The following is a 24,771-nucleotide window of genomic DNA, read 5'->3' on the forward strand; positions in this document are numbered from 1 at the left end:
TACGTTTTGCCGGCATCTCCGGCAACGCGTTTTCGCGTCGACGCGCTATGTGATGAGGCGGTCGAGGGCGGCGGCAGTGGCCTCGTCGGAGGCGAGGTAGACGACCAGCCGCAGCTCGTCGGGGTCGGGAAGTTCCAGGCTCTCGTACGCCAGTCGCAGCTCTCCCACCTGCGGGTGCGCCCATCGCTCGACCCCGGTGCGCGCGGGCAGTGCGGCCGAGCCCTCGAACCGGTCGCGGAAGCGGGCGTCGGCGGTGATCGTCAGCTCCTCGGCGAGCAGTGCCGCGTGCGGGTCGCCGAGCGCGGCCGCGGCCCGCAGCGCGGCGGCCCGCTCGCCGGCGACCGTGTCCCAGTCCGGGTGGGCATCGTGCGCCCGCGGGTCGGTGAACGCGTACCGGACCAGGTTCGGTGGCTCGGCCTCCAGCAGCCCGGTCGGGCTGGCGAGCCGCGCGAACCCGGCCGTCCACGCGAGCAGGTCACCGGGCCGGTTGGCGACCAGCGCCGGCGCGGGCTCGAGCTGGTCCAGCAGCGCCTGTACGGTCGGGCGCACCGTCAGGGCCCGCGTCGCGGCGGCCCCGTCGCACGTGCCGCCGCCGGTGGTCTTCGCCAGCCGGTGCAGGTGGATCCGCTCGTCACGGGACAGACCCAGCGTCTCCGCGAGCGCGGCGAGCACCTGGGCGGACGGGCTGCGGTCGCGCCCCTGCTCCAGCCGGGTGAGGTAATCCACGCTGACGCCGGCGAGCGTGGCCAGCTCGGCCCGGCGCAGCCCAGGTGTGCGGCGCCGGTCCCCGTTGGGGAGTCCGACCGCGGTCGGCGGGACCGCCTCCCGGTGCGCGCGTAGAAACGCGCCCAGCTCTGTCTCCCTCATCGACTGCGATTGTACGCGGCGAGCCTGGCCCTGCCAGGGCTAGGAAAACCGCAACCTGGCCCGACCCGCCCAGCGCCGGGACGCTGAGCACATTCACCAAAAGTGAGGAGCAAGCCCATGATCCAGATCGCGATCATTTTGGGCAGCACCCGCCCCGGGCGCCGCGTGGAGGACGTGGCCCAGTGGGTCGCCGAGGCCGCCGGCCGACATCCCGCCGTCAAGGCCAGGCAGGCCGGCCTCGAACTCGTCGACATAGCCGACTACGGGCTGCCGTTGCTGGATGAGCCCGCGCCCGCGGTCATCGGTTACTACCAGAACGCACATACCAAGCGGTGGGCGGCCACGATCGACAGGTTCGACGGGTTCGTGTTCGTCACGCCGGAGTACAACAGCGCCATCCCCGCCGCGCTGAAAAACGCCATCGACTACCTGTACGCCGAATGGAACGACAAGGCAGCCGGGATCGTCAGCTACGGGGTCTACGGCGGCACCCGCGCCGCCGAACAACTACGGCAGACCATGGGCGAGATCAAAGTCGCCGACGTACACGCCCAAGTCGCGATCAACCCGTACTACGACTTCGACTTCGCCGAATCCAAGGCCGGCGTGTGCGCCCCCGGCGAACGCCAGGAAGCCGCCCTGACCCTCATGCTGGATGAAGTCCTCGCGTGGTCCCGTGCCCTCCGAGCGCTGCGCTTCATGAGAGAGGACCCGGGATGAAGGTAGAGGTGTACGGCGATATCGCGTGCCCGTGGTGCCGCCTCGGCACGCACCAGTTCCACCGCGCGGTGGCCACGACCGGTGCGGAACCGGACGTCGAACTCGTCCATCGCCCGTACCAGCTGATCCCTGACGCGCCCGAGGAGCCCCGGCCACTGATGGACACGGTGGCCGAGATGTTCGGTCCGGAACAAGCTGCGGCGATGCTCGCGGAGATGACCCGGCTCGGTGCCGGTGAGGGAATTGAGTACCGATTCGACCGTGCGATGGCGGTCAACACCTTGACCGCGCACCGGCTGCTGTGGCTCGCCCTGGACGAGTACGGTGCCGGGGTGCAGGCCGCGCTGGCGACCACCCTTTACGACGCGTACTTCCGCGACGGCGTGAACGTCGCCGACCACCCGCGACTCACCCAGTTGGCCGAGCGGGCCGGCTTGGCCGGCGACCGGGTGCGGACCTTTCTCGCCTCCGGGGAGGGGGTCGCCGAGGTACGTGAGCAGGTGGCCGCGGCGCGGCGGGAGGGCGTCACCACCGTACCGAGATTCGTCTTCGAGAACGGCGCGCTGATCGTGGGCGTGACCAGCACGGAGGCGCTCGGCGACGCGCTCCGGAAGGCCGGCGGTCGGTAATGCGCCCCGGCGAGACGAGGGTTACGGCGATTCACCATGGTGATCCAACGTTTGGCCCCACCCAATTGTTGACACTGACCTCGATGGTCACGGGGTGCTCGATGCCATCGTCATCTGGGTTGTCCAGCTGGAAGGCCAGCCCCTCGTGAGAGGTGTGGTCCGCAGCACGAACAGCGGCTCGGATAAGCGCTCGTAGTCGCGGACGTAGCGCCGGCAATGGTCCGACCTGCGCGTCATCCTGACAGGGGAGGAAATGGAGGAGAGTTGCCGGATCCGCCACAATGCCTGATGTGATTGTGGACAAGGCGATCTACTGCAACGGCGTGCGTGAGACCATCACCGGCGACATCAGCGACGCTTTCAACGCCGCACGCGCCAGAGGCGACTGTTACCTATGGATCGGCCTGCACGAGCCCACCCAGGACGAGTTCGACCTGATCACCAGCGAGGTCAAGCTACACCCCCTGGCAGTCGAGGACGCCATTCACGCCCACCAGCGGCCCAAGCTCGAACGCTACGACGACACCCTGTTCGTGGTCCTCAAACCGCTGCTGTACGTGGAAGAGACCTCCGACATCGAGGTCGGCGAGATCAACCTGTTCCTGAGCGGCGACTTCGTCATCAGTGTCCGCCACGGCAAGGCCAACCCGCTCGCGGGGGTGCGGCGGCGCATCGAATCCGATCCCGACCTGCTGGCGGCAGGGCCGGCTGGGGTGCTGTACGCGATCTGTGATCAGGTCGTCGACACCTACTCCCGCGTCTCCCATGAGGTCGAGCATGACCTCATCGCGTTGGAGCGGCGGGTGTTCAGCGGGGAATACGCCGATGTCACCGAGGACATCTACTCCCTCAAGCGGGAAGTGCTGGAGTTCCGCGCGGCCCAGGACCCGCTGGTGCCGGTCCTGGAGGAGATCGTCAAAGGCCGGGTGGAGCTGTGCACCGTGGCCCGCGACCAATTTCGAGACGTGCTGGACCACCTGCTTCGAGTGGACGCCCAGGTGGATGAGCACAACGAACTGCTGACCAGCGCCTTGAGCGCGCACCTGGCCCTGGTGAGCCGGGAGCAGAGCACTGCGGCCATGCAACAGAACGCCGACATGCGCAAGATCTCCTCGTGGGCGGCCCTCATCGCCGTCCCTACCATGATCGCCGGGATCTATGGCATGAACTTCGACTTCATGCCCGAACTGCACTGGCTGCTCGGCTATCCCCTCAGCCTGAGCGTCATGGTCATCTCCGTGATCATCGTGCACCGGCTGTTGCGGAAGAGCGGATGGCTGTGAAGACCATGAAGTTCTTCCGCCGCAGGCCCTCCCTGAACAGGCTCATCCTGACCGCGGTCGTGGCCTGGATCGTGGTGCTGACCGTCATCATCCTGCTCGATCCCAGCGGCTCCGGCCCCAGACCATGAAGATCCGGCCGCGGTGGCCGGGGTGGAATCCTGCTGCGACGGTTACGGACGTTCGATACGGGTGGGGTTGCCGCGTACGAGCTCGTCGTGGATGCGCCAGCGGGCGGTGGTGACGGCGCGTCCTGCCGCCTCGTCGTCGTGCTCGATGCGCTGCCGCAGCAGCCGCATGGCGATGCGGCGGTTCAGGCTGAACAGCCGCTCGGTGTCGACCACGACGACGATCCCCGTGGGCCGGTGGGTCGCCCGTACGGCCGTGCTGGCCTTGTTCCGATGTTGACCGCCGGGACCGCCGGTGCGGCAGGCGACGATGTCGACGTCGGCTTCCGCGAAGGTCGTGTGCGGGGTGTCGACCTGGCACGGTTGGGCGATGACGTACCAGTTCTTTCGGCTGGTGTTGGCCCGGTATGGGCTGGGGGCCTGCCAGCACAGGGTTCCGGTCCAGGCGGCGGCGAATGCCTCGGCCCCGGCTCCTGCGATCTGGATGAGGACCGATCGGTAGGTACCGGGCCGGTCGCCGGGAACGGTCTCGGCTCGATGGGTCTCCAGATTCTGCCTGGTGGCGTCGGTTTCCAGACGGTGCAGCAGTTGGGCCAGTGCCCACGCGCACTCCTGCGGGCCGCGGCCGGCCGACAGGAGCAGGTGAACGCTCACGACCGGCCTCGCTTCCTTTGGGGTCTGGACCCGAGGTCGGGTGTCTTGTAGGTGACCAGAGGGACCGTGGTCGCCACGGGCGTGGCCAGGTCATGGTCGACGAGGTCGGCGATCACCTGCTCGATGCGCTTGTACGCCGTGGGTGCCTCCTCGAAGAGCAGTTGGCGGTCACCGCACACCACCAGCGAGCCCACCGGTGTGCGTCGCAGCTCCTCGACCGTGTGCTTGGCCCGGCCCCGGCGCAGGGCGTCGGCACGCGACATCTTGCGGCCCGCGCCGTGCGCCACGGAATGGTTGGCGTCCGGTCCGGCGTGGGCGGCCACGAGGTAGGAAGGGGTGCCGCGCGTACCGGCGATGAGCACGTCGCGGCCGTCACCCGGCGCCGCTCCCTTGCGATGCAGGTAGCTCCCGTCGCGGATCTCGACCAGGTTGTGGCACTGGTCGACGATCGGTTCGGTGGGCTCGGTGCCCAGGGCATGGGCGACCCGGGCGGCCAGCAGCCGCCGGTTGAGCGATCCCCAGCGTACGGCGTCGTCATGCATCGCCAGGTAGGCGCCGGGATCAGGGGCGGGGCCCGCGCCGTTGACCTCGGTGTGCGCCCGCAGGATCCGCTCGCCCAGCCCACGGGAACCGCTGTGGACGACGAGAACCAGATCCCCGGCCGCGAGTCCGAGACGGCTCGCGTGCTCCGGCTCGAAGACGGTCCCGATCCGCGCCAGCTCGACGAAGTGATTGCCCCGGCCGACCGTCCCGAGACCCTCGACGTGACCTGCGGGAATATCACCCTTGACCACGGCCCAGGCGGGATCGTCGGCATCCCGCTCAGGGTCCAGCGCGCGATCGAGATCGGGGAACCGGGCGGCGAGCTTCTCGGGCACGGCGCGCTTGAGCTTGACGGGGAACACGGCGATGCCGCATCCGATGTCGGAGCCCACCAGGAACGGGTACAGGACGGCGGACGCCATGGCGGCGCCGATGGGGGCGCCCTTGCCGGGGTGCAGGTCCGGCATGGCGGCGACGTGCATCATGCCGTCGAGGGCGGCCACCTGGTGGCATTGCGCGACGGCATCGGACTCGATCCAGCTTGTGGGGGAGGCGAACACGGTGACGGTGGCCGAGGTGGACGGCGACAAAGACGCTCTCTTCGCTAAATAGGGTGGCATTACGGCGCTGTGGATCTCGGAGTAGCGGGGTGCTGTCCGTTAGAGCGTCATAGAAGCCACATTCTCTGAGCCCGCCGTTCGCGGCAAGCGATTTTCGGCGGTACGGGCTTGCCTGCCTGCGCTGTGGGGACGTTCGCCTGTTCCGGAGCGTTGCACGGGAAGGCCACGGAGATGGAGCACAGGTGTCTCTCTACGGAAGCCGTCACGTCACCGCAGTCAGTTTGACCGCCCTCTGCTTGGGGTTGCCAGTCGGTGCGGCGGTTCAGATCGCCGAGGAGGACGTCGCACTTCCGGTCGTCGTCGGCGTCGTCCTTGTCTGGTGCCTCTTGGCCTGGGTGGGACGGTGGATTCTCAACAGGAAGGCCGCGTCGGCCGAGCCTGTCGAGTGGCTGGTGCGTGCGCATGTCGCGACCCGAAAAGGGCTGGTCCGGTGCCCCATGCTCAGGCTTACTCCGCTGGATGGCGGCAAAGGTTATTGGCAGCGGGTCATGTGGCATCCGTGGCTGGACGACATACCCGACGACGAGATCCTCTGGGTGCGGATCGGCGAGGGTCTCGCGCGGCGCGCGATCGTGGAATTTCCGGAAGGCACGCGCATCATCCCCGCGGGACGCCTGCGTCGGTGGTCCTATCTCGGCTGGCCTGTCACAGACGGCGCACCGGAGCGGGTCGATGGCTTCCCGTTCCCTCCGTGGTTCTGCATCGGCCTTCCGGTTTTCGGCGGATTGCTCGGCGGATTCCAGATGTCGCCGGGGGAGTGGAGCGGGGCCGCGACGATGGTGCCGGTCATGCTGGGGATCATTCTGCATTTTTGGGGATGGGTCGGAGGGCTGCCCCAGTCGCCGGGCAATCGCCTATGAAGCGGAACATCATCGCCGCACGAAAGCCGGACATATCATATCATTTCCGCTCGAATCGGAATTGCTTTTGGACTTGACGCGCAACGCATATCACGGTGGCCGGAACATTTCTTTCTGGTGTTCCTGTCGGAACGGAAGTTAGCATGCGGTAACTCTGGCCATTCATTCGTTAAGGACTGGTATGGCGTTGGAATCGGAGAACGAGAGGCGCATCGACGACCTGGCTCGCGCCATTGTCGCCGAGGTCGCCCCCAAAGAGGCGGAATACTTTCCGGCGATCGCCCAGGCCACCCGGAGAAACCCTCGGCGAGCCTTCCGCGGCGGTGGTGACGACCTTCTCGGGTTCTCGCTCGCGGACGCGGTGACACTCCTGACGCCCATCGTCCTGACCGTCCTGACCGGCGCGGCGACCAACACGCTCACCCAGGCCGTCGAACGTACCTCGAAACAGGTCTCCAAGAGCTTGTGGGACAAGCTCTTCCCTTCGCGCCCGGCGCCCATTGCCGGCTCCGAGACCGTCGTTCCCGTTCTCGATCCCGCTCAGGTGAAGGAGACCGCGCAGGCGGTCGAGGAGATCGCACTCGCGCTGGGCGTGGACAAGGCCACCGCCCTCCGCCTGCGTCAGGCGACCTTCGGCCACTTGTCGGGCGAGAGGTGACCGCGGCGGGCGAGATGGTGTCAGGCCGCAGACCGAACCCGTTCACGCTGCCGTCGTCGACGACGTCCCGGTTCCTCATCCTGATCACCGCGACGATCGCCTGCTCTCTCTACCTTGCCCTGTACCTGTTCGAGCTCCGGCTGCGCGTCGCCTATATGCCCGAACACGTACGGCACGCGGAGTGCCTGTCATCGCTGCGTTCCGGCGTGCGCTCGGTCGAGCCGACCCTGCTCGTGGACAGGTATGGCGAGTGCACCGCGGGAGTGACTGCGGGCGAGGCACTCCTGCCGATCGGGTCGCTCGTCGTGCCCGCGCTGTTCGCCCTGCTGCTCTACGCGTTGCACCCGCTGTGGGCGTACCGCCGCGGACTCATGGCCCTCGCGGAGGTGAGCGGCGGCGAAGCCCACGCGGACCTGGTACGCAGGTTCACCTCCATCGCCGAGGCGGAGGCTCCCGGCAAGAACGTCCGGTTGCTGGTGGACCCGGGAAGGGGAGAAGTCACCGGACGCGCGCTCGGCCTGCCACGACGCCACATCGTGGTGCTGAGCATGGGACTGGTCCTCGCGCACGCGACGACGCCCGCCATTACCGAGTCGGTCCTGCGGCACGAACTGGCGCACATCCGCAACCGCGACGTCGGCATCGCGCACTTCACGGTGGCGATCTGGTGGTCGTTCCTGCTGACGGCCTGTGTGCCCGCGCTGGTCGCCACGGCGATCTGGATTCCCAGCGGCCTGCTTGTGCAGAGCGCCAGGGTGGTGGTGATGACCCTGGTGCTGTGGCTGGCCAGGACCGCGGTGCTGCGCGCCCGCGAGCACCACGCGGACGTCAAGGCGGGCGACACCGCCGAACGGCAGGAGACGATGGCCGAGGCGATCGAGACCGCCTCGTCGAACCGGCGCTACCCGGGGCCGCTGCGCTTCTTCAGCAGCCATCCCGCCCGGCGGTATCGCCTCGCCGTACTGAACGAGCCGGGCAGGCTCCTGCGCCTGGACCAGTGGGAGATGTTCAGCGCGGGGTCGCTGGCGGGCCTGGGTTTCGCACCCGTCTATCACTCCTATTCCCAGCTCGACACCGAGGGGGTGATCGAGGCCCGCTACTTCGCGCCCGGGCTCATGTTCGGGCTGCTCATCTCAGGCGTCCTTGTCGTGGCCGTCTGGCGGGCGAGCATCGGGCGGCTCGCGGGACATGGTTCGCGGATGAGTCTGTGGTGGGCCTCGGCCAGCTTCACAGTGGGCGTCATCGCCGGCCAGTTCGCGGCCATGATCCGCGCGGAGTTGTGGATCTGGACCCTCGCCTTCGTGAACCCGCTGGTCGGACTCACCTACTGTCTCGTGCTTCTGCTGATCATCAGGGCATTCCTCTCCTGGGCCAAGGCCTGCTCCTCGGCCTGGCTGGCCGTCTCCGCCCACCCTCGGACGATCACCCTGGCGGCCGTGGCGGTGTCGGCGGTGGTGATCGGCCCGTGGCTGGGTTTCTGGTTCTATGGCATCGCCACTGTCGTCCGGGCCGGTGTCACGTGGGACCTGCTGGTGGTGACACTGGTGACGATGGTCAAGTACACCCCACTGGTGCTCACCATCGCGCTGGCCTGCGCCTACCTTGTGGTAGCCGGTACGCGAGCGCGGCGCGGCCTGCGGCTTCATCTGGACGACGACGCCGCCGCGCCGGTCCTGCTCCAGCGCCCGCCCACCCAGCTTGTCCGGGCCTCCCTGCCGTTCGCCGTGGCCTGCTGCCTCATGGCGGTGGGCGGTTTCGCGCTGCAACCCATGCTCACCGCGGGCAGCAGGCAGGTCGGTACGGGGCAGTTCCTCGAGGCCGTCTACGTGACCATGGGCGTGGCCGTGGGCCTGCTGGCGCTGGCCGCGCTGGCGGCCGGGATCCTGGTCGGCGGCCGCGGCTCGGGAACGTGGGCCGTGGCTCATGCGGGGGCCATGCTCCTGGCGGCGGCCGTTCCGATGGCCCTGGTGATCCTCGGCCATGTCGCCGTGGCCGAATGCGGGTGGGAGCGGGCGGGCGCCTGCTTCGCGCAGGGCGCGCCGCTCCAGGTGGCGATCGGCAACTACGCCACGCTCACGTACGCGTACGCGATCTACCCCTGTCTTCTGCTCGCCGGGTGCGGCAGCCTCATCAGGACCCGGAAGCGACCGTTGTCCCGTAGGCGACCGCCCGTCGCCAGCGTCAACCGCCCGGTCGTGGCGAGCGCGACGATCGTGATCACGCTCGCCTTGGCGGCCGGCGTCTACGGCGCCCTGCTGAACTGGCGCCTGGCCGTCGGGGCCATCCCCGCAGCGCGCATGACCTGGCAGCGGCCGGTCATGGAGGCGGCCAACCAGCCGATCAAGCCGGGCTCGATTCCGCAGCTCGATGCCTGCGACCACGCATTGGGCGTGTTCGCCAGCCCGGGAGTGCGCGACGCGTTCAACACCGACCAGCGCTACTACGTGCTGGCGGCCGGGCTCATCAACCATGTCGCCTCCTCTGACGACCCCGCCCTGCGGGCGATGGCCCAGGCCGGAAACGTCTGGCTGAGCAGGGGTCGCGCGGACATGGTCACCAAAGTGGTCAGCAGAGTGCTGCACTACTGCATACTCGTCGGGGGCGAACACCAGGTCGATCTGCGGGCGAGCGTCGTTCCGCAGACAAGCTAGGCCAGGCACGCTCTGACGCCGTACCGGACGCCGGTGTTGAACGCGTTGATCCGTTCGGTGGCGCTGCCGTGATCGCGCGGGTTCGTCCACGGCGTGTCACCCGACAGCCCCCGCAGCGTCGCCGCGATCTCTTGGTTGTCGCCCCGCTCCCACGTGAGCGTGCCGTCCCTCGACGCCCCCGCGAGTGCCGCCCCTCCCATGCAGTCCGCCTGCAGTTCGACCTGCGGCACCAGATATCTGGGCGGCATACGATTCTGTACGGCGTGGCTCCATTCATGCGAGATGACCTGGTACACCAGCCCGTCGCCGTAGGTGTAGCTCATCCTCATCAGGTTGATGTCCCAGGCGATGAAATGCTGGGTCATGCAGTAGGAGGCGTTGTAGGGCAGCATCTTGTGTCCCGAGCACGCAGGCCGGGCCGGGTCGCGCCCGTCGTAGGAACCCAGGACGCGGGGCGGCGAATATCCCCCAGGGAAGTAATCCGACCAGTGAGCTGACCAGAATCGATGGACCGCGTAGACGGCCGTCCGGATGTCCTGCTGGAGGCTGTCGGCTTTCACCGCCGCCTCGGCTCCGCTCACTCCTCCGCCCACCCAGGTGAGGGCGAGAATGGTCACCACGGCCAGTCGTAAACGCGCTGACATGGAGCCCCCATTTGTCGGTTGTTCGCTTCCGGCAGGCTCCGAACGATAAACGCGCGCATTCGCCGCGAATAGTCACCGCTACCGGAATATCACTGTCGCCATCGCAGGCGGGCCGGCGTCAAAGGAAATGCGGCGTGGATCCGGTGGCTCAGGCCTGTCGGGGGGAGCGGATCAGCAGGGTGGCCAGTGCTTCGTCTGGGCCGACAGTGCTGTAGATGTGTGGGACGTCGGCCTGCCAGGAGATGTGCTCGCCTGGCGTAGCCAGCAGGGGGGCGTCGGCTGGGCCGGCGCGCAGCACGCCCGCGTAGACCGTGACGTGTTCGGTCACGCCGGGGGCGTGGGGTGGCGAGTGTTGCACGATGCCAGGGCGGACGCGCATGCGCAGCAACTCGAACGTTGCGGTCGGCTCCTCGAACACCTCCAGCAGCGTGGCCGTCACGGCGGCGCCGGGCACGTGGACGGCCTCTGCGGGCGGCGCGCCGGGCTCCAGAACCAGGGCCGTCAACGGTACGCCCAAGGCCCCCGCCACCGCGTACAGCGTCTCCAGCGTCGGGTTGCGGGTGCCCAGTTCCAGGCCGGACAGGGTGGCCTTGCCGATGCCGGCGTTGCGGGCCAGCGCCGACAGGGAGATGCCACGGGCCTCCCGCAATCGCCGCAGCCGGCTCCCGATATCCGCGTCACGGCCGTCCACCCGGCAATCCTTGCATTCCACCGCCGGGCTTGTCCCGCTGTGGCCACGTGACTATGGTTCGTTCCGTAAACGGAACAATTACGAGTCTAAGGGATGGACGTGCGGATACAGGCAGTCATGGCGGGGCTGGTCAGCGCGGTGGTCGGCTACGCCAGTTCGTTCACCGTCGTGCTCGCGGGGCTGCGTGCCGTCGGGGCGACGCCGGGGCAGGCCGCGTCCGGGCTGCTCGCCCTCTGCTGCGCCATCGGAGCGGTGGCGGTCTTCCTCGGGCTGCGGTACCGCATGCCGATCAGCATCGCCTGGTCAACCCCCGGCGCGGCGCTGCTGGTGGCGACCGGTCCCGTGCCCGGCGGCTTCCCGGCCGCGGTCGGCGCGTTCATTGTCTGCGCCGGGCTCATCGTCCTCGCCGGCCTGTCGCCCTGGCCGGCCCGGGCGATCGCCGCCATCCCGCGTCCGATCGCCGGTGCCATGCTGGCGGGCGTCATCCTCAGCCTGTGCACCGCACCGGTCCGCGCCGTCGTCGACGTTCCGCTGTTGGCCGTGCCCGTCGTCCTGACCTGGGCGGTGTTGCAGCGGTACGTACGGCAGTGGGCCGTTCCGGGCGCGCTCGTCGTGGCGATCATCGCCATCGCGGTGCACGGACCTGGCAACGGCCTGTCCGGCGCGGCGCTGTGGCCCGCGGTCGAGCTGACCACCCCGACGCTGAACCCGTCCGTAGTGGTGAGCATCGCCATCCCGCTGTTTCTCGTCACTATGGCCGCGCAGAACGTCCCCGGCATGGCGGTCATGGCGACATACGGGTACACACCGCCCCTGCGCCCGGTCCTCGTCGCAACCGGCCTGGCGAGCGCGGCGGCGGCGCCGTTCGGCGGTCACGCCATCAACCTGGCCGCGATCACCGCAGCGCTGACCGCCGGCCCGGACACCCACCCTGACCCCGCCCGCCGATGGATCGCGACGGTGGCCCTCGGCGCCGGGCAGCTGACGCTCGGCCTCGGCGCCGGCCTGGCCATGGCTCTGGTGCTGCTGTCCCCACCCGTGCTGGTCACGGCGGTGGCCGGCCTCGCGTTGCTGTCGGCGCTCGGCTCGTCGCTGGCCGCCGCGGTGACCGAGCCGGAGGGCCGGGAGGCCGCGGTGGTGACTTTCGTGGTGACGGCGTCGGGGATGACGATTCTGAGCATCGGTGCGGCGTTCTGGGGGCTGGTCGCGGGCAGCCTGACCGCACTCCTACTACACAGGCGCCCACCGTTGGAACGGCAATCGCCATCCATCGCGGAAGCCGGGTCGGAACGTACCGAGGGCCGGGTGGCTGGGGCTACTCGCAGGGGTTGAACTCGGGATGATCGTCCAGGTAGTCGGGCCACGGCTCCCCGTCGCTGGTGCGCTCCCATGATTGTTTGTCGACCTCCCCGATGAGGCTCTGAGCGCACGCCTCACGCAGAGGATCCTTGCCGATTTCGGGGATGTTCCAGGAGTAGAGGGTGGTTGGAGTGCTGCTGATCAACCTGGTTCCATCAGCATTCAAAGCCACGAATTCCACCATGCGGGTTGGTCCTTTGAGGGTGGCCAGCTCGAATGGATGGCTACGGTCATCCAGATTCCACAGAATCGTCTTCCCGCCGAACCCCCCAGCTAGTGCCCTTCGTCCATCCGGGGTCAAAGCCACGTTGTACGCCTCGCTCATAAGTCCGGGTAGAGCGGCGAGGCGCAGGGGACTGGATCGATTGGTCAGATCCCACACGTTCACCGCGCCCAACCCGTCGGAACCGGTCAGACCACCGGTCACCGCCGTGCGCCCGTCAGCGCTGAGTGCCACACCCCGCACGTCAGAACCCGTACCGCGAAGGGTTCCTTGTTGAACCGGATGAGCTTTGTCAGTCAGATCCCAAACCACCGCGATGGCCTTGGCGGCCACGATCAGGGTTGACCCGTTCGCGCTCACCGCAAGTCCGGATACCACTGAGTCCTCGCCGTCATCGCCTAGCTGGATCTTCAAGGTGGACAGCCTGACGGGATGTTTCTTCTTGGTGAGGTCCCAGACGCTGATGGTTCCGCCTTCACGCGCGACCACCGCCAGCTTGCCATCGGGAGTCAGCGCCACACGCTGGACCTCAGACGTAAGGAAGTCTGCCGATTCGGTCCATTCTGCAGTTTTCCGCGGATGGTCCTTGTCGATGAGGTCCCAAACGATCGTCCGGCCATCACCCGAGGCGCCATTGCCGGTCACAGCGGTGTTGCCATCCGGTGTCATGGCCAGCGCCCTTACGTCACCACCGATCCCTTTGAGGGTGCTCAACTCCACGATTCCGGATTCAAATATCCGGCCTGCCAGGCTCCACAGCTCCACCTCGCCGCCAAACGTGCTGACCAGGGCTGTCTTTCCGTCACCGCTCAACGCCACGGCACTGATAGCGTTCCCGGACGCAACGGTGATTCCGCCTTTCGCGATCATCGTATCGATGAAGGCGGTTCTCGTCTCATCATCCGCATGGATCTTTACGGCGGCGGCGCCCAGCGTCAGAGCCATACTCCAATCGAGAGTCCGCAGGTTGGCACCATGCAGCGCAAGGCTGCGTGCCGCTGCAATTCGACTGGCCTCGACCGCCCGTTGGCGCTCGATGAATGCGAACACTGCGACGGCGATCAGAACCAGAACTAAGAGGAGTGCTCCACTTCGCTTTGGAGCGGATAACAGGAGCTTCAGCACGTGGACACTATGTCATGAAAGATCGGTTTGGCAGACTGCACGTCATCGCGCGGCGCGTACCTTCCCTTCCCGCGTTTCAATTCCCCTCCGAACTCGAAACAGCCGAACCCTCAGCAGTCGAACCCAGAGCATCCGAGATGGACTTGACGCCGCCGTGCGCGGTGAGTCCGCCGTCGACCGGGATCTCAGCGCCGGTGATGAAGGAGGACTCGTCGGACAGGAGGAAGACCACGAGCGGGGCGACCTCGTCCACCGTGCCGGTGCGGCCGAGAGGGGTCTCGCGGATGTTCGCCTCACGGAAGGCGGGCGCGGCGGAGGCGGTCATCTCGGTCTCGATGAAGCCGGGATGGATCGTGTTGACGCGGATGCCTCGCGAGCCCAGCTCCGTGGCGGCGGTCTTCGACAGACCGCGCAGCGCCCATTTGCTGGTCGTGTAGGCGACCGGGTAGTGGCCGCTGAGCGCGGCGGTGGAGCCGACGTTGACGATGGACGAGCCGGGCGGCATCAGCGGCGCCATGTGCTGGATGCCCAGCAGCGGGCCGGTTACGTTGACGGCGTGGACGCGGGCGAAGTCGTCGGGGGTCACATCGCCGAGGCGGGCGCGCCAGGTGATGCCCGCGTTGTTGACCAGGCCGTGCACCTGGCCGTACGACTCCCGCAGTTCGGCGGCCAGCTCCGCCCAGTGCTCCTCGTCGGTGACGTCGAGACGGCGGCAGCCGGGGGCCCGAGCCACGTCGGTGGCGATGACGCGGGCGCCCTCGCGGGTCAGGGCCTCGGCCTCGGCGGCGCCCTGGCCGCGCGCGGCGCCGGTGACGACGACGACCTTGCCGAGGAGCCTCTTGGGGTGCAGGTCGTTCACGGCCGCTCCCGGCTGCGGCGGCGGGCGGTTGGCAGCGGCTCCGGATCCCTGCCCGCGACCACGGTGTTGGAGACGGTGCCGATGCCCTCCACGGTGAGGGTGACGGTGTCGCCCGGCTTCAGTGGGGGCGGGGACTGCTCACCCCGGACGCCCCACAGCTCGGCGAGGCAGCCGCCGTTGCCGCAGGTGCCGGAGCCGAGCACGTCGCCGGGGCGGACGACGGTGCCCCGCGAGGCGTAGGCGACCATCTCCTCGAAGGTCCAGCTCATGTTGGACAGCAGGTCCTTGCCGACGACCTCGCCGTTCACCGAGGCGGTCAGCGCCAGGCGCAGAAAGCCGTCGGTGTCGCGGTACGGCTCCAGCTCGTCGGCGGTGACCAGGTACGGGCCGAGAGTGGCGGCCGTGTCCTTGCCCTTGCACGGGCCGAGGCGGACCTGCATCTCGCGGGACTGCAGGTCGCGGGCCGACCAGTCGTTGAAGACCGTGTAGCCGATGATGTGGTCCCGTGACTGTTCTGGCGTCAGGTCCCGCCCCTCCTGGCCGATGACGGCGGCGACCTCCAGCTCGAAGTCGAGGACTTCGCTGCCCGGCGGCACCGGGACGTTGTCGTAGGCGCCGATGACGGCGTACGGGTTGGTGAAGTAGAACGTCGGGGCGTCGTACCAGGCTTCGGGCACCCCGCCCACGCCGTCCACGGACCGCCGTACCCCTTCGACGTGTTCCTCGAAGGTGACGAAGTCCCGCACAGTGGGCGGCTGAATCGGTGGCAGCAGCCGCACCTCGGACACGTGAGGGCCCGGCGGGACGTCGAGCGTGGCGGCGCCGGCGCGCAGGAGCGCGTCGAGTCCGTCGCCGGAGCGGATCAGCTCCGTGAGCGAGCGCGCCCCGGGAACAGGGTGGAGGGTGCCGTCCTCCTCCACGACCGCGACCCGGCGCTGGTGTCGGTGTTCATAGGTGGCGAAACGCATGCACGGCTCCAGGCTCCGGCGGTCTTCGAAAGCGGGGAAGGCGGGGGCGCGGCGAGTGCCAGGTCGGTTGACAGGGCTACCGCGTCCCGGTGTTCGAGCGGGATCAGACCGGCGGGGCGGCGAAGCAGCCGCGGTCTACATCGTTGAAGGACTCCTTGGCGACCAGTTCGTTCATGGGGTTGGCGGTGCCCCACTGGTCGGTGACCTCGGGCTGGGAGAAGTCGTAGACGTGGGGGTGCCAGGTGTCCTCGTCCAGCAGCTCCAGTTCCGTCGTGTACTCGACGGTGTTGCCGTGCGGGTCCAGGAAGTACGTGAACGTGTTGTCGCCCGCCAAGTGCCGGCCCGGACCCCAGACCTTCTTGAAGCCGGCGCGGATCACGCGGCCGGAGCCGCGCATGTACTCGTCCAGGCCGCGCATCTCGAAGGAGACGTGGTGCAGGGAGGTGTGCGGGCCCTTGGCGATGGCCATGGAGTGGTGCTGGTTGGAGATCCGCATGAAGTGCATGACCTCGCCCATGTGCGGCGAGCTGAGTGTGTCGGAGAGGCGGAAGCCCAGCTGGCGCTCGTACCACTCGCGGGTCCTGGCCAGGTCCGGCGAGTTCAGCACGACGTGCGACAGCTTGACCGGGATCGACTCCTTCTCCTCGATCTTGCGGTGCTGCCGTACGTCCACATCGGCGGAAACTTCGATGGTGCGGCCGTCGACGTCGAAGAAGCGGAAGCCGTAGCCGCCTCCGGGTGCGTCGATCTTGCTCGGCTGGGAGATCAACTGCATTCCTCCCACGAGGAGTTGTTCGGCCAGGGTGTCCACGTCCGCCGCGCTCGCGGCGCCGTACGAGACGAGATCGAGGCGCTTCTCCTCGGCCTTGCGCAGCCGTACCACGTACTGCTCGGGGCTGCCCTCAGCGGCGAGGAAGGAGATCCCGGAGTCCTCGGCGACCTTGGTCAGGCCCCAGACGCCGGCGTAGAAGTCGAGCTGCTTGTCGTAGTCGGGCATGGCGAGGTCGACGTGCCGCAGATGGGTGAGCAGGCGTGCGCTCATGGCGGGTTCTCCTGTGCGGGGTCAGGTGAGGCGCAGCAGCGTCGTCGCGTTGCCACCGCGCACTGCGTTGAAGTCGTCGTCGGGCAGGCGTGCGGCGCGCAGCGCGCCGACGGGGTCCTCGGTGCCCATGTCGAAGGGGAAATCGGAGCCGAGCAGCACACGGTCCGCGCCGACCACGCCGATCAGCGCCCGCAGTACCTGCGGGTCGTGGACCAGGGAGTCGAAGTACAAGCGCTTGAGGTAGCTGCTGGGCAGGTGGGCGCAGGCCGCGCCCGCGTCGGAGCGGGCCGACCAGGCGTGGTCGGCGCGACCGATGTGGGTGGGCAGATAGCCGCCCCCGTGCGCGGCGATCAGCTTCAGCTCCGGGTGGCGGTCCAGCACCCCGGAGAAGATCAGGTGCGAGAGGGCGACGGCGTTCTCGGTGGGCTGGCCGACGGTGTTGGACAGGTACCACTGGTCGAGGCGCTCGTCGAGCGTGCAACCGAAGGGGTGCAGGAAGAGGATCGCGCCCGTCTCCTCGGCCCGGGTCCAGAAGGGTTCGTACGCCGGATCCGACAGCTCCCGGCCCGGCGCGTGCGAGGAGATCTCGACGCCCAACAGGCCCATGCCCACGGCGAGTTCGAGCGCGCGCACCGCCGACTCCGGGTGCTGCATGGGGACGAGCCCCAGACCGTGCAGACGGCCGGGAGCCTGGGCGCAGTGGGCGGCCGTCGCCTCGTTGGCGAGGCGGTACACCTTCTCCGCCGTCTCCTCGTCCGCCCAGTAGTGGTAGTGCGAGGGCGACGGGCTGACCAACTGGACGTCCACACCCTGCGCGTCCATCGCGGCCAGTCGTACGGCAACGTCCGTCAGCCTTGGGAGGCGCTCGGCGACCATGGGGCCGCTGATGGCCTGGGCCGCGGGCCCGTTGCGGCGGGCGTCGAGGGCCCTGGCCTCCGCCAGGCCCGGCAGGCCGGCCACCAGGGCCTCGACCTCGGGGATCAAGACGTGCGCGTGTACGTCGACAGTCGGGGAAGGGCGCGCGTCAGCGCTCGGCGAGGGGCGGTGGTCGGGCTGGGCGCACCTCCCAGCGGTAGCTCGGGGAGGGTGGGCCGTCACGGCAGTTCCTTGAGCACCGGCATGGTGGCGTCCAGCAGCCCGGGCACGTCACCGGGCACACCCTCGAGCTGCCACTGCCCTATCTGCACGGACGCTTCCACGATCATCCGCACCCGGTCGATCCGCCGCTCGTAGTAGCGCGTGAGCAGTTCCTCGTCCCACGCGGATCCGCTGGTCAGCAGCTGGGACAGCACCCAGGCGTCCTCCATGGCCATCGCCGCGCCCTGGGCCATCGTGGGCGGGCAGCAGTGCGCGGCGTCGCCGATGAGGACGACCCGGCCCCGGTGCCAGGACCCCTCGACCAGCATCCGGTCGAACCAGGTGTAGTTCACCTGCGCCGGGTCGGTGATCGAGTCGCGGATCTCGTCCCAGGCACCGCCGTAGCCCTCGGCGAGGCGGCGCATCTCCTGCGCGTAGGACTCGGGCGGGATCGTGGCGCGGTCGCGGCTGGGCTCCACCAGATAGGCGTAGATCGTGTCCTCGCTGGTGGGCGTGTAACCGGCGATGTAGCAGGGCCCGCCGTGGGAGAGGGCGCTGCACTCCACTCCGGCCGGGCGGGGCGCCGGGACACGCCAGATGGCCATGCCGGTCGGCTCGGGTTTGACGTCGATGCCGATGGCGGCGCGGGTCGCGGAGTGCAGGCCGTCGGCGGCCACGACGAGGTCGTAGCGGCCCTCGCTGCCGTCACTGAGGCGGACGGTCACTGACGTGTCGTCCTCGGAGAGGATCTCCGCGATGGTGCCGAGCCGGACGTTCGCGCCGGATGCCCGGACGGCGTCGACGAGGATGCGCTGGAGCACCGGGCGCTGCATGCCCAGGGTGGCGGGGAGGTCGTCTCCGCCGGTGCGGAGGACCTCGCCGACGTGCAGCACGGTGCCGTCAGGCGTCGTCAGCCCCAGGGAGTCGAAGCCGAAGCCGTGCTCGCGGACCTCGTCCCAGACGCCGATCTCGCGCAGCACGCGCAGGGCGTTGCCCTGAAGAGTGATGCCGGAGCCGCGTACGTTCCAGTCCGGCCTGGCCTCGACGAGGTCGACGTCGATGCCGGCCCGCAGCAGCAGCACGGTCATGACGTTGCCGGAGGTGCCCCCTCCGATGACCAGGACTCTCTTTGCTTCCATGGCCAACTCCTTTGTTGGGCAGGTCACTTGACGGCGACCGGATTGACGGGGGAGCCGACGGCTCCGGTGATGGGCAGGGGTGCGGCGGTGAGCCAGAACTCGTACACGCCGTCGCAGGCGCAGTCGTCCGCGAGAGCGTCGGGGTCCCACATCTCGCCGATCAGCAGGCCCATGTTGGGAATGACGACCTGGTGCAGCGGCTGGAAGGCGCCGTCGAACTCGTTCGGCCGTACCTCGAAGCCCCACGTGTCGGTGGCGATCGCGGCGATCTCGCTCGCGTGCAGCCAGCCGGCAGCGGTGAAGGACAGACCGGGAGAGTCTCCGCCCGCGTAGTCGCCCCAGCCCTCGCGGCGGGCGCACGCCAGCCGCCCGGTCCGGACGACGACGATGTCACCACGGCCGACGGCCACGCAGTGCGCCTCGGCCGTCGCGGTCAGGTGTTCCTCGGTGATCGCGAAACCGTCCGGCAGTTCTCCGTGTTCGTCGCCGACCACCCGGCCGACGTCGAGGAGGACTCCACGCCCGGCGACGTACGGGGCCATGTGCTCGATGCCGGTGACCAGATCGCCGTCCGAGGTGACGGTCTTCGCAGCGTCGCGTCCGTTCCATGCCTTGCCGTGGTCGAAGATGTGCCCGAGCCCGTCCCACTGAGTGGAGCACTGCAGCGGCATCGCGATCACGTCGTCCGCGCCGCCGATGCCGTGCGGAAAGCCCTGGTTGCCCAGCGCCGCGTCCGTTCCCGTGTCCAGCATGGTGTGGACGGGGTTGGTGCGGCGGCGCCAGCCCTTCTGCGGCCCATTCATGTCGAACGGCTGCGACAGCGAGAAACTCACGCCCCGGCGGACCAGTGCCGCACCCTCGCGGCGCTTGGCCTCGTCGAGGAAGTTCAGCGTGCCGAGCACGTCGTCCTCGCCCCAACGCCCCCAGTTGGAATACCTCTTGGCGGCCTCGGTGATCGCACCCTCAGCGTCCGTGGGGTCGAGCGGGGCCGTCACGACGCGGTCCTCTCCGCGACGCAGCGGGTGCGCTGCGCGCCCAGGCCCGTGATCGAGCCCTCCATGACGTCGCCGTCGCGCAGCAGCCGTCCCCAGTGCATGCCGTTGCCGGCCGGACTGCCGGTGAGCACCAGGTCGCCGGGCAGGAGCCGGGAGGTCTGGGAGATGTACGACACCAGTCGCGCGATGCCGAAGAGCATGTCCTTGGTGGACTCGTCCTGCATGGTCTCGCCGTTGAGCTTCAGGTTGACCCGCAGGTCACCCGGGTCGGCGATCGACTCGGCGGGCACGATCCACGGGCCGAGCGGGGTGAAACCGGGAGCGTTCTTGCAGCGCAGCCAGTCGGTGCCGATGGCCTTCATGTCCCGGCGGAAGACGGTGGCGCGGTCGGTGAGGTCGTTGGCGATGGTGTAGCCGGCGACGTACTCCAGGGCCTTCTCAACCGTCACCCCGTAGGCTGGCTTGGCGATGACGGCCGCCAACTCCAGCTCCCAGTCCGGCTGTTCGGCCCAGTCCGGAAGTACGACGTCATCGAAGGGGCCGGAGATCGCGCTCGGCAGACCGATGAACACGTACGGCAGGTCCTCGGCCGCTCGCCGGTCCATGACCGCGGCGATCTCCGCGCGCGCCTCCTCCGCGGTGCGGGGGTCGTCGGGGGCGCGGTGGGCGACCTCCAGGTCGATCACGTGCTGCCGGTAGTTGGCGCCGGACTGGAAGACCTGGCGGGGCTCGACCGGCGCGTGCGCCCGCAGGTGCTCCAACGGTCGCCAGTCGGCCGTCTCGTCGGCCGCGAGCTCGTGCAGGCGAGGGAGCATCTCGTCCCAGCGCTCGAGGATCCCCCGGGTCGTCAAGGCCGGCTGTCCGAAGGCCGTGGGAAGATCCAGCACGCGCCCCCCCGGGATCACAAGACCGGGAAAAGACACCTGGTCAGGGGCGGAGAGGACGCCAAGGGCGAAGGGCCCGGAGAAGGACGCGGAAGCGGCTGCGGGTTTCACGGGAATGTCCTCCAGATTGCGGTGAGACCAATGTGACCCCCACCGCGTAATCTGGGAAATAGATTCTTTAGATGTTGATCATCTGTTGCGTAAATGCTGCTGCCGCAAGCGGCCTCGCTCTGGAGGCGTCGTGTCCGTGTCCCTCTCCGGCCTCGATCTCAATCTCGTCCTGTCCCTGCGGGCCCTGCTGGAGGAACGCAACGTCACCCGCGCCGGGCAGCGCGTCGGGCTCAGTCAGCCGGCGATGAGCGCGGCCCTCGCCCGCCTGCGCCGGCACTTCGACGACGACCTGCTCGCGCGCGTCGGCAAACAGTACGAACTGACCGCCCTCGGTCGCGCTCTGCTGGACCGCACCTCGACCGCCTGCGACCTGCTGGAACGGGTCTTCAGCAGCAGGGCCGACTTCGCCCCGGGCAGCGAGGAGCACGAGTTCACCCTGCTCACCTCCGACTACGCCCTCGCCGTGTTCGGCGCCGAGCTCACCCGGACCGTGCACGCCGAGGCCCCGGGGGTACGGCTGCGCTTCCAGCGGACGCCCATCGACGTCACGGAGAACACGACACCGCTGCTCAGCACAGCCGATGGGCTGATGATGCCGCACGGCATCATCAGCGGATTCCCCGCCGTCGACCTGTTCACCGACCGCTGGGTCTTCCTGGTGGCCGAGACGAACGACGAGGTCGCCGACCAGCTGACCATGGACGACCTGGCACGGCTGCCCTGGGTCGTCTACCAGCGTGCCTACGACGCTCCGGCCGCCCGGCAGCTGATCATGCTCGGTGTCGAACCCCGCGTGGAGATCTCCGTCGACAGCTTCCAGGCGCTGCCGTTCCTGGTCGCAGGCACCCGCCGGATCGCCCTGGTACAGCAGCGCCTGGCCGAGCTGCTGCGCGGGGTGGCCGCCGTACGCCTCATGGAACCGCCCTACGGGGCGGTCCCTCTCCAGGAGGCACTGTGGTGGCACCCGGTGCACACCCACGACGCGGCTCACATCTGGCTGCGCGAGACCGCGGCCCGCGTGGGCGCGGAGCTGGCCGCTTCCCAGCCCGGCCGTATCGCCACGAGATAGCGGGCTCCTACAGGTGCCAAGTATCCAGGTCCTAGATGATCCACATATTCGATATCGATCGGATGAGGGCTAGGCAGGACCTGTCCGGTGACCCATAGTCGTCTCAACCCGGCGCCGGAGTCCCACCATCACCCGCTATCGGGACCGCGCAGGCGCCCGGTGAGCCGACCCGCCGCGACGCCCGGCAGTCATCGGCACCCTGCTCCGAACCCGCCACGGTACCGGACGGTCCGACCACGACGGCCGCACCGCCCCGTCCCCCTCCCGACATGCCACGTGGAGTTCCCACATGTCCGCACCCGTGCCCCCGCTCCCTTCCCCGCCGTCCGAAGCTGTCGCAGACGGCCGGTCCGAGCAGACCGTGTCCGGCCCCGGCCACCGGCTTCGCCTCACGCTGCTGATGGCCGGCGCCTGTCTGCCCATCCTGGGCGCCGTGCTCATCGCCCCCGTCCTGCCACAGATGCACGACCACTTCGCCGACGTACCGGGCGTCGACGCGCTCGTCCCCATGGCCCTGACCATCCCCGCCCTCTCCCTGGCACTGCTGGCCCCCTTCGCCGGCGTCCTCGTCGACCGGCTCGGCCGCAAACGCCTCCTCATCGTCTCGACCGTGCTGTACGCGATCCTCGGCACCGCACCCCTGTGGCTGGACTCCCTCGGCGCCATCGTCGCCGGCCGCGCCCTCGTCGGCGTCGCCGAGGCCGCCATCATGACCTGCTGCACCACACTGATCGGCGACTACTACTCCGGCCGGCAACGCGATCGCTACCTCGCGATGCAGACGATGTGCGCCTCGATCTCCGCGACGGCCTTCTTCGTGCTGGGCGGCGCGGCCGGATCAGCCGGCTGGCGCGCACCGTTCTGGGCCTACGGCGTGAGCCTGCTGCTCGCCCCTGCCATGGCCGCCTTCCTGTCGCAGCCCCGGTCGGCCGACCGCGCGAACGAGCCCGCCCCCACCGCCGCGGAACCGATGGCCAAGCGGCCCTTCCCCTGGCGTCTGCTGGCCGGCACATGCGCGCTGACCCTCTTCGGCGCCATCCTCTTCTACACCGTCCAGGTGGAGATGGCGTTCCTCCTGAACGACATGGGCGTGAGCAACTCCGGCCTGATCGGACTGACCACAGCCAGCTCCAGTGCCGCGGTCGTGATCGGCGCCGTCGTCTTCGCCAAGACCGGCCGCAGCCCGCAAGCCTGGCTGCCCACCGCCTTCGGCCTGTGCGCCCTCGGCTTCGCGGTGATCTGGCTCGCCCCCAACCCCGTCGTACTGACCATCGGTGCCGTGATCAACTGCCTCGGCAGCGGCATCATGCTGCCGAGCCTGCTCACCCTCGCCATGTCCAAGCTCCGCTACGCCGACCGCGGCCGCGGCACCGGCCTGTGGACGGGCTCCTTCTTCCTCGGCCAGTTCATCTGCCCGCTCGTGGTCCTCGCGCTCACCTCCGCTGTCGGCACCCTGGCGAACGCCCTGGGCGTACTCGCCCTCGCCGGGGCCGTCGCCACCGCCGCACTCGGCCTCACCGCCCGGCGCCGCCGGACGGCCGCCCCGGCACCGATCCAGCAGACGGCGGGCTGACCTGACGCGGCGCCTATCCGCCACCAAAACCACACCCGTCGAGATCGGCATCGCGGATATCCCCGCGATGCCGATAGCCACTCGCTCCACCGGAGAAACGAAAGAAGCTGACACTGATCGCCGCCATCCGTCGCAAGCCGGGTATGACGCACCAGGCGTTCCTGACGGTGTGCAGGGCGGTGAGCTGCTGTTCATAGGGGCCTGCAGAACCGGCCCGCCAACGCCTTCTTCGTGACAATCAAGCAAGACAACCCATAACTCACCTTTGAGGAGGGGGCATCCCGTCGGATGCCCCCTCCTCCCGAGAGGCGGCCATGCAGTCACCGACCTACCTGCACGACCTTCTGGCCTCGACCCTCTTCACGGAGGGCTCGACGGCGACATGGATCTGTGGGCGCTGGGATTCAGCGCCATCTGGATCAAGGGAGCGGACCTCGACGCCCTCGCCCCGATCTACCAGCTGGACCTCTCCACCCGCACCCCGTGCCACCTGAGTGAGATCCTCGACCAGAACATCGACGACGGATCCCTTTGGCTCGCCGAGGTCGGGGACTGGATCAGCATCGTGCCGGCGACTGCCGACCGCGAGCACCTGCTGTCCATCACCGCAGACGGCCGCGAGGCCTTCGGCCTCAGCACGGACATCAGTAACAGGGACTATCTCCATTACGCCCGCGACGGGCGCCTGGTGACCTCTTTCAGCCCCTCCCAACCGGAGTCACGCTTCGGCGACGACCCGCACGCGCTCGATCACCTGATGGACGGGCTGCGCTTCCAGATCAGCGCTGACGACGTCTACGACGACCGCGTGGACCGGGAGGAGAGCGTCAGCTCAGCCTTGGCCCTGATCGGGCGCTTCACGGGAACCGACATCGCCACCGACTGGTTCGAGGCGCAGCACTCCTGCATCAGACCCACCTCCTGACGGCCCACGCTCAGCCAGTGCGGCACGTTGCCGGCCTGCCGACCGACGCGCCGGCGGGCTATCTGTTCGCGGCGGTCCCGGCGGTCACACATGGCCGCCTCACGGTGGGCGAGCAGCCGATCCAGCACGTGCCCAGCGGGTTCGGCCCGGCCACGCAACAGGGGCAGATCGATGCCAACGGCGAGCACGTAGCCGACCTGCTGCTGGTGACTCTACCTGCCCGAGCGCACCTGGCTGGCCGCCCGGACCGCTGTCAGACGGCCGGGATCCCGGACGGGATGAGCTTTGCCACCAAGCCCGCCCTGGCCACCCAGATAATCCTGGCCGCGCTGGACGCGGGCGGGCAGGCGACCTGGGTGAGCGGGGATTGTCCTGTTCACGTCCGCAAAATGGCAGGCTGCCAAGCGAAGGATCGCCGACGCGCTCGCTGCGAGTTTCCTCGGTACGTTGATCTTGGACTTGTTGATTCAGGAAGGG

The 24,771-nt window shown here is 68.8% G+C and carries 24 protein-coding genes and 1 pseudogene; 12 read left to right on the forward strand and 13 right to left on the reverse strand.

Going from position 1 to position 24,771, the window contains the following annotated elements; genetic code table 11:
• Window positions 1–45 precede the first annotated feature (45 nt).
• Window positions 46–867, reverse strand: a complete 822-nt coding sequence (locus KME78_RS07885; RefSeq protein ID WP_219528103.1) for a helix-turn-helix transcriptional regulator — start codon at window positions 865–867, stop codon at window positions 46–48.
• 117 nt (window positions 868–984) lie between these two features.
• Between KME78_RS07885 and KME78_RS07890 the strand changes: the two genes are divergently transcribed.
• The 4 genes from KME78_RS07890 to KME78_RS07905 all read left to right on the forward strand — a co-directional run bounded on the left by KME78_RS07890 (window position 985) and on the right by KME78_RS07905 (window position 3,627).
• The gene (locus tag KME78_RS07890) at window positions 985–1,587 is read left to right on the forward strand and encodes an NADPH-dependent FMN reductase (protein ID WP_219528104.1); all 603 of its coding nucleotides are present in this window, start codon (window positions 985–987) and stop codon (window positions 1,585–1,587) included.
• The gene (locus KME78_RS07895; protein WP_219528105.1) at window positions 1,584–2,216 is read left to right on the forward strand and encodes a DsbA family oxidoreductase; all 633 of its coding nucleotides are present in this window, start codon (window positions 1,584–1,586) and stop codon (window positions 2,214–2,216) included. The genes KME78_RS07890 and KME78_RS07895 overlap by 4 nt, the downstream gene beginning before the upstream one ends.
• A 281-nt stretch (window positions 2,217–2,497) precedes the next feature.
• Window positions 2,498–3,499, forward strand: a complete 1,002-nt coding sequence (locus KME78_RS07900) for a magnesium and cobalt transport protein CorA (RefSeq protein WP_246650607.1) — start codon at window positions 2,498–2,500, stop codon at window positions 3,497–3,499.
• Window positions 3,490–3,627 (forward strand): hypothetical protein, encoded by a 138-nt coding sequence (locus KME78_RS07905; RefSeq protein ID WP_219528107.1) that lies wholly within the window; start codon window positions 3,490–3,492, stop codon window positions 3,625–3,627. Before KME78_RS07900 ends, KME78_RS07905 begins: the two co-directional genes overlap by 10 nt.
• A 42-nt stretch (window positions 3,628–3,669) precedes the next feature.
• On the opposite strand, the gene prfH is transcribed toward KME78_RS07905, so the two are convergent.
• Both prfH and KME78_RS07915 read right to left on the reverse strand, forming a co-directional pair.
• A complete protein-coding gene (gene prfH, locus KME78_RS07910; protein ID WP_219528108.1) occupies window positions 3,670–4,278 on the reverse strand; it encodes a peptide chain release factor H in 609 nt (202 codons plus the stop codon).
• Window positions 4,275–5,411, reverse strand: coding sequence for an RNA ligase RtcB family protein (locus KME78_RS07915; protein ID WP_246650608.1), 1,137 nt, complete (start codon window positions 5,409–5,411; stop codon window positions 4,275–4,277). Before KME78_RS07915 ends, prfH begins: the two co-directional genes overlap by 4 nt.
• Before the next feature lie 212 nt (window positions 5,412–5,623).
• On the opposite strand from KME78_RS07915, the gene KME78_RS07920 reads away from it, so the two are divergent.
• The 3 genes from KME78_RS07920 to KME78_RS07930 all read left to right on the forward strand — a co-directional run bounded on the left by KME78_RS07920 (window position 5,624) and on the right by KME78_RS07930 (window position 9,610).
• Window positions 5,624–6,301 carry a hypothetical protein gene (locus tag KME78_RS07920; RefSeq protein WP_219528110.1) on the forward strand — a complete coding sequence of 226 codons (678 nt, stop codon included), beginning with the start codon at window positions 5,624–5,626 and terminating at the stop codon, window positions 6,299–6,301.
• 181 nt (window positions 6,302–6,482) lie between these two features.
• Window positions 6,483–6,959: a hypothetical protein gene (locus KME78_RS07925; RefSeq protein WP_219528111.1), complete on the forward strand. Its 477-nt coding sequence runs from the start codon at window positions 6,483–6,485 to the stop codon at window positions 6,957–6,959.
• Complete coding sequence (locus KME78_RS07930; RefSeq protein WP_219528112.1) at window positions 6,956–9,610, forward strand: M48 family metalloprotease; 2,655 nt, start codon at window positions 6,956–6,958, stop codon at window positions 9,608–9,610. The genes KME78_RS07925 and KME78_RS07930 overlap by 4 nt, the downstream gene beginning before the upstream one ends.
• Here the strand turns inward: KME78_RS07930 and KME78_RS07935 are convergent.
• Together KME78_RS07935 and KME78_RS07940 are read right to left on the reverse strand one after the other, a co-directional pair.
• Window positions 9,607–10,254, reverse strand: coding sequence for a neutral zinc metallopeptidase (locus tag KME78_RS07935; RefSeq protein ID WP_219528113.1), 648 nt, complete (start codon window positions 10,252–10,254; stop codon window positions 9,607–9,609). The two genes, KME78_RS07930 and KME78_RS07935, sit on opposite strands and share 4 nt — an antisense overlap.
• 148 nt (window positions 10,255–10,402) lie before the next feature.
• A complete protein-coding gene (locus KME78_RS07940; protein WP_308126842.1) occupies window positions 10,403–10,945 on the reverse strand; it encodes a helix-turn-helix domain-containing protein in 543 nt (180 codons plus the stop codon).
• Between the two features lie 93 nt (window positions 10,946–11,038).
• Here KME78_RS07940 and KME78_RS07945 point away from each other — a divergent pair, with 93 nt between their 5' ends.
• The gene (locus tag KME78_RS07945; protein WP_219528115.1) at window positions 11,039–12,277 is read left to right on the forward strand and encodes a benzoate/H(+) symporter BenE family transporter; all 1,239 of its coding nucleotides are present in this window, start codon (window positions 11,039–11,041) and stop codon (window positions 12,275–12,277) included.
• Here the strand turns inward: KME78_RS07945 and KME78_RS07950 are convergent.
• From KME78_RS07950 to KME78_RS07985, 8 genes are all read right to left on the reverse strand, one after another.
• The gene (locus KME78_RS07950; RefSeq protein ID WP_219528116.1) at window positions 12,261–13,652 is read right to left on the reverse strand and encodes a WD40 repeat domain-containing protein; all 1,392 of its coding nucleotides are present in this window, start codon (window positions 13,650–13,652) and stop codon (window positions 12,261–12,263) included. The two genes, KME78_RS07945 and KME78_RS07950, sit on opposite strands and share 17 nt — an antisense overlap.
• Before the next feature lie 76 nt (window positions 13,653–13,728).
• The gene (locus KME78_RS07955; protein WP_219528117.1) at window positions 13,729–14,511 is read right to left on the reverse strand and encodes an SDR family NAD(P)-dependent oxidoreductase; all 783 of its coding nucleotides are present in this window, start codon (window positions 14,509–14,511) and stop codon (window positions 13,729–13,731) included.
• Window positions 14,508–15,479, reverse strand: coding sequence for a fumarylacetoacetate hydrolase family protein (locus KME78_RS07960; RefSeq protein ID WP_219528118.1), 972 nt, complete (start codon window positions 15,477–15,479; stop codon window positions 14,508–14,510). Before KME78_RS07960 ends, KME78_RS07955 begins: the two co-directional genes overlap by 4 nt.
• Before the next feature lie 103 nt (window positions 15,480–15,582).
• Complete coding sequence (locus tag KME78_RS07965) at window positions 15,583–16,521, reverse strand: VOC family protein (protein ID WP_219528119.1); 939 nt, start codon at window positions 16,519–16,521, stop codon at window positions 15,583–15,585.
• Between the two features lie 21 nt (window positions 16,522–16,542).
• Window positions 16,543–17,619, reverse strand: a complete 1,077-nt coding sequence (locus KME78_RS07970; RefSeq protein WP_219528120.1) for an amidohydrolase family protein — start codon at window positions 17,617–17,619, stop codon at window positions 16,543–16,545.
• Window positions 17,616–18,737, reverse strand: coding sequence for an FAD-dependent oxidoreductase (locus KME78_RS07975; protein ID WP_219528121.1), 1,122 nt, complete (start codon window positions 18,735–18,737; stop codon window positions 17,616–17,618). The genes KME78_RS07970 and KME78_RS07975 overlap by 4 nt, the downstream gene beginning before the upstream one ends.
• A gap of 23 nt (window positions 18,738–18,760) precedes the next feature.
• Entirely contained in the window at window positions 18,761–19,732 is a 972-nt protein-coding gene (locus tag KME78_RS07980; RefSeq protein WP_219528122.1) for a cyclase family protein, read from the reverse strand.
• Complete coding sequence (locus KME78_RS07985) at window positions 19,729–20,619, reverse strand: fumarylacetoacetate hydrolase family protein (protein WP_308126843.1); 891 nt, start codon at window positions 20,617–20,619, stop codon at window positions 19,729–19,731. The genes KME78_RS07980 and KME78_RS07985 overlap by 4 nt, the downstream gene beginning before the upstream one ends.
• Window positions 20,620–20,857: 238 nt before the next feature.
• On the opposite strand from KME78_RS07985, the gene KME78_RS07990 reads away from it, so the two are divergent.
• The 4 genes and pseudogenes from KME78_RS07990 to KME78_RS68405 all read left to right on the forward strand — a co-directional run.
• The gene (locus tag KME78_RS07990; RefSeq protein ID WP_308126844.1) at window positions 20,858–21,796 is read left to right on the forward strand and encodes a LysR family transcriptional regulator; all 939 of its coding nucleotides are present in this window, start codon (window positions 20,858–20,860) and stop codon (window positions 21,794–21,796) included.
• 289 nt (window positions 21,797–22,085) lie between these two features.
• Complete coding sequence (locus KME78_RS07995; protein WP_219528124.1) at window positions 22,086–23,369, forward strand: MFS transporter; 1,284 nt, start codon at window positions 22,086–22,088, stop codon at window positions 23,367–23,369.
• A gap of 382 nt (window positions 23,370–23,751) precedes the next feature.
• A complete protein-coding gene (locus tag KME78_RS08000) occupies window positions 23,752–24,294 on the forward strand; it encodes a DUF6461 domain-containing protein (protein WP_219528125.1) in 543 nt (180 codons plus the stop codon).
• 210 nt (window positions 24,295–24,504) lie between these two features.
• Window positions 24,505–24,662, forward strand: a pseudogene (locus tag KME78_RS68405) (IS701 family transposase); the annotation flags it as partial.
• Between the last annotated feature and the right edge of the window lie 109 nt (window positions 24,663–24,771).

It is taken from the genome of Nonomuraea guangzhouensis (assembly GCF_019396345.1).
GTDB classification, from domain to species: domain Bacteria; phylum Actinomycetota; class Actinomycetes; order Streptosporangiales; family Streptosporangiaceae; genus Nonomuraea; species Nonomuraea guangzhouensis.